The organism is Adlercreutzia sp. CNCM I-6207, from assembly GCF_977072305.1.
Genome location: NZ_CDRVLZ010000036.1, coordinates 1 through 5,358 on the forward strand (window position 1 = coordinate 1; position 5,358 = coordinate 5,358).

Genomic DNA, 5,358 nt, shown 5'->3' on the forward strand with positions numbered 1-5,358 from the left:
AAGGAAGTGGAGGAGGAAAGAGCCTTAGGCTATCGGCAACGCGTGGAATGAGTATCGGCGACGCGCGGAATCATCATCGGACAAGCGCGCAGGAGGCAATCTTTCCTTGGTTCCAACAAGGTAACCCTCGCCTCTGAAGAATCCATCCAGATATTGTGCCGTAAACAGAAAGATGTCCTGCAATATCTTCAGGGTGCCCTCTTGGGAAAGCGTGATACCATGCACCTTCTTTGCATATTTTCGAACAAATGCGCTGCGTTTGTTCTCGGTTGTGCTTATCGAAGTGCCTGCAAATTGAATGGTATCTTTAGGACTGGTGACGTTGTCTCCCCCTAGGATTACCAGATTGCCGCGTTTTTCATGATTGTTCCTTAGGCTTGACACACCCTCAGGAACCTCAATGGCGTTGCGTTCACGAAGCAGCTCTAGGCATACTTTAGTAAAGAGAATGTAATCTTCGGAAGTGAGCCAATTTAGGCCGTTTCCATTGAGGTAATTGACGCGTCGAGCAATAATTTCCTGCACTTTGGGATTCGAGAAACCTTCATTAAATTCCGTAGGCTCAATTCTTATGATGCCTAAACCTTCGAGGCTGTTGCGGGAGTCCTCGGCAGAGAGCTCATCCAAGACCCAAGCGGTGGCCTGATCTTTTTTGTTGGAATCGAAAAGGTTCGGATACCTTTTATTGGCGGTGCTTGCTATCCAGTTCACAACGGCACTTGGTTTGCAGCCCCCTTCGTCTGAAGATTTCGCTTCTACGGCCTCTCTGATTAGTTGGCGACGAGTGATGTTCCCGTAAGTTCTTTCCATCGCTGGCACAAAGAAAGCCGCATCTTGACGCTTGTCTGAAAAGCAAATGACACTTCCTGCTCTGCGCTCTTCATGAAGGTCGACAAACCAATCGTCATCATCAGTCGCTTCAATATCAAAAGGCGGGATCTCTCTGATGAGGTCGTAGCATACGACGCTACCTGCAGCCTCGGGAGAAACCCTCATTGGTTGAATTGCTATACGGGACTGATATCCGCAATGACGGCAACGAGCCGTCTCTTCGTCTGCCTGTTTGCTCTCTGTCTGATTTAGCGCAATAGGTACACGTTGGGTGTCTTTGTGTTCAAATCGGTGAAGGCCGCCTACGGCCTCGTGATGCAGCGAACCACATATCGGGCAGAGCCACTGAATTTCTTCGTCGGCATCACGTTCGGATTCATTTGCGAGCAAACGATAATAGGCTCTTGGAAGGAATTCGTCATCAGCATCCGTTCCTTCATGGCGAGGATTCAGCCATGCTGATGCAACGTTTTCTGCAGACTTTTCCGTCCCTAATATGTAGGCCTGCCCGCAATGACGACAGACTGATACCTCGTATATGGGCGTGGCATTTTCATCATCATATTTTTCCGCGACGGTTTTGTAAGAGATGAGCTTGCGTGTGTTCAGATTTAGAAATATGCCTTCAGGGGCTCTTAAGAACGAATGGAAACGGCTTGTCAAAATGGGAATATCTTTAGAACGCCGTGCGCAAGAGAGCACCTCGACCATAGATGTTAGAATTTCGGCGTCGCTTTCATCTCCCGGTAGACCAGATATTTCCAATTCTCCGATTTGTCTAATGTCGGTGAGGTCGATGAGGTGTTCGCACTGTCTTATGAGCTTTGAAGCCGACTCTTCTCCGAGTAGTACTTTTCCAAGATCTATGAGTGGATCATCGCCTCTCATCCTAGACAAGATATTCTCGGGTACGCCAGAGGATTTGAGTGTTTCAACGATACCTTGTGCGTCTACGGCGTCAAGATCGAAAAGAAGTTTACGAAGGTCAATCCATGTGGCTAATGGAAGCGCGCCCCACGGTTTTTCGTCCAAAGCATCCTGGGGACGGTCTATTTCCCCCGTCACTATGTCGAGATTGATCTCTTCATTGGAAAATGGTTCACCGAACAAGTCTTGGGCGAAGGAGGCAACCTTCGGCTTTTCTTCAGGTGACCCGATTGTTGCAGAAGTAGCATAACAATGGAGATGCGTAGGTTCGCTCGTTTCCGATTCAATTCGTGCTTTGAGACGGCGCAAGAGATACGCGATCTCGGTCCCAAGAGCTCCAGAGTAGACATGCGCCTCGTCGATCGCGATGTGACGCCAATTCCCTCCAAACGCTTTGCCGAACAGCGGAGCGTCTTCAGGTCGGAGAAGAAGATACTCGAGCATCGAATAATTTGTAAGCAAAATATTCGGCGGCTCTTTTCGTATCTTTTCGCGAGAGATGATCTCGTTAGGAAGTTTTGTTTGGCCAGGGTTTTCTTCTTTCCATTTCGTAAGAGCTTTTGACTCACGCTCTTCTGTGTCCCCGGTGTATCGCCCGAAAGTAATGTCAATACCCTTTAACAAAAGACGTAATCTTTTCAGCTGATCATTTGCCAGAGCATTCATAGGATAAAGAATCATTGCGCGCACGCCGTCGGAAGGGCCCCTTTTCTCGAACTCTTTTAGAATGTCATTGAGGATCGGAAGCAGAAAGCATTCGGTTTTACCCGATCCGGTACCAGTGGATACGACGTAATTGCGACCAGCTACAGCCTTTCTGATGGCTCTTACCTGATGAACGTATAAAGGACGATCGGGGTCGAAATTGTCCGCGTCGCCCCCACCAAGCTTCAACATGCTTTCGCAGAGGACGCCCTCGCCTACTAGTTCTGTCACGGTTTTATCTTTTCGATAGGGTGGAGCCGCTTCCAGAAATGGCCCCTTGGCAAGGTAACCAGGTTTGCGAAGGATTTCCTCAAGTTGACTCTGCAAATCGGCATCAGCGAAATGAATGGTAGTGGCTATGTACTCACGATACGATTCTTCTACCTTGCGCGCCGTTTCGATAGGGTTGAACTCTTCAGTCTGCGTCATGTAGGCCTACCTTTTCAGTGCGAATTCCGTGGCATATTCTCGTTGCGGGTTGCCGAACCAATCGCACGGCGATACCTCTACGATAATAGTTTTTTGCATATCCAAGAGCCTAACCACGCATTCGGGAAGAGCCAATTCCGTTGCTCCTGTTAGCGCAATAGCTTCGGCAATTGGCCTTCTACCCACTTTCTTTTTGAACTGGAAATTTACGTCGCAAGATGCTTTGCCTTCGAAGCGAAGTAGATGCTCTCCAGTACTAGTCACCAAAAGCCTCCAGTCAAGAATGCCGACTCCCTGTACGCAGTCGAGCAAAGAGGCATCGACCCATGCTGGTTTGCGATATCCTTGAGTCACGTCGTCGCCGTATGCCAATGAGAGCTTCAAAGGAAGGCTGGACGGCGAGGAGTTGCTTGACTGTCTAAATGAATCGATATGACCGAATAGATTGAACGTGTGTACACCAGGTTGCTTGAGCTCCTTATAGAAGATGGGTTCCGTATCGAGCATGACCATCGCTGCTCTGTTATACCTCCAACCCTTGGAGACGATCTTGAAATTGGCTGCACTTGGCCCCAGACTAAGAGCGTCCGCTAGGCAAATTGCATGAATCTTTGAAACGTGTGCAAGTTCGTCGGGAATCTGGATATCTATAGCCGCTAATGCTAACTTTGCTTCGGTCTTTTTGGCGCTTTCTCTTGAGTATATGCGAATATGCAAAAACTCATCCTTTAGAAGAGTCTTTGCGATGTACCTGTCCCAAGCGTTTATCGAATCAGTTCTCCCTTGTGCGTCCTCGACATCAATTGCAAGTACTGCTTGAAACGTGTACGTTGCGACTGCGATACCGAAGTCTAGATTGATCTCTGTCGGCCTGAAATCTTGGATGGGGATCGCTGAAAACTTGTATCTGAAAACCGTTTTACCGCCAGTTGATCTTTGCTTTGCCTCTATAATGCACTCTTCGATATGTCGATTGAACAAACTCGACTTCTGTGGATCGAGGACAACTCGCGCGGGACCCAGCTCGGCAGAGTTGTCCATTTGCGAAACGCGGCGCGGCATCGATATTCTCTGGCCGTCACAAATGCAAGCGATATCGAGGTCTTCGAGAGCGGACAATCCATCAATGGCCTCTATAGTTATGGACGGGAGAGCGCTGTTTGTGCCGATTTCGCTCGGGGCGTAACCATATAGATCAGTACCATTTGAGGTCTCCCCAATAATGCGTCTCCTATCGATTTTGGCCACATACCGTTCTTGCCATATCGCTACTTCTTCGCCGGTCGGTAGGCTTATAATTGAGCCAGATGAACCCGGTTCGACATCGTAGACGAAAACCTGGGTATCGTTCCATTCGCCAGTGGTTTCGTGCTCTGAGATCGCCGTCATGCCTTGGCCAGGCGCTAGTTTATAGCCTTCCTTGACGATGTAAGCAATGCGCCGTTTTTTAGAGATCCTCTCGTTTCGGCCGCGCAAGCGATAAATCCCCTTAGAATCCTTGATGAATTCGAAACAGCATGGCTTGCTTCTGGTGAATGTTTGACGAAGCGTGCCAGACTCTTCGAATTCTCCCGTTATGTCATTCTTCCTCATGAGCCTTAGTTCAACATCATATCGTGCTTGTGGATTCACGGCGATGCTGGTCGCTTCAAGTACGCATTTTCCGACACTGGCATCAAACGAAGAACTCTGCATTAGATTGCCATCAATATAGTAATCAATTCTTGCGCCGGCGAAATCAAGAGGGAACTGTTGACGGGGCCAACGCATAAACACAACACCTTCCGCAAGGCTTAATTGCAGGCTGGCCATGGGAAGGTAAATTAGCCGTCGCTTGCTACCTTGATTCTTGTACGAAGAGTGGTGTCTATGTTTTTCTGTCGGGGATGATATGTTGTCCTGGCACTTGCAGAGTGCTTCCATTGCGATTTCGGGAAGACCGAAGTTTGAAAGCATCGTGTAGCGACTCTTTATGCTTTCGTGTCTTTCGACTTCCTGTGCAGCTACGCGCATCGCAGCTTCAAATAGCGGCGCAATGGTTGAGTCTGGCGCTTTTCCTAGTATGTTTGCGACTGATTTTCTGGGGGCGAAGCGGCTTTCGGGATTCTTAAGTTCCCTAAGAATAGAGTGACCATCCATCTCGCCGCAAAACCCGTAGTCGCCTTTAGCAATCCCTCTTGCTAAAGGAAGAAGGGATCTATCCCAAAGGCTGGCCCATGAGTCAGCGGAGAGGCCACCGTGGAGGAGCGCGGTGTAAAAATAGTAATTTGTTTCTTCGTCTCGACCATAAAGAGGCATTCCTCGTCGTTCGATATGATCCACGAATATCTGCTTAAACGTGCTTTGAATATTAGTATCAAATCCGATTGATTATTGCGGCGTTTTCAGTCCGTGATTCCGCGAGCCATCGGTGCGCTTGTCCGCTATCGGTCGGTGTGCGCCGATGATGGCGCTTTAATCTCTCCA

Annotated in this window: 2 protein-coding genes; both read right to left on the minus strand. The window is 48.7% G+C overall.

What is annotated here, in order from left to right; translation table 11 throughout:
- Positions 1 to 24: 24 nt before the first annotated feature.
- Positions 25 to 2,892, minus strand: coding sequence for a DEAD/DEAH box helicase (locus ACW4QM_RS11320; RefSeq protein ID WP_455798466.1), 2,868 nt, complete (start codon positions 2,890 to 2,892; stop codon positions 25 to 27).
- A 6-nt stretch (positions 2,893 to 2,898) separates the two neighbouring features.
- Positions 2,899 to 5,214 (minus strand): hypothetical protein, encoded by a 2,316-nt coding sequence (locus ACW4QM_RS11325; protein WP_161128445.1) that lies wholly within the window; start codon positions 5,212 to 5,214, stop codon positions 2,899 to 2,901.
- Positions 5,215 to 5,358: the final 144 nt, after the last annotated feature.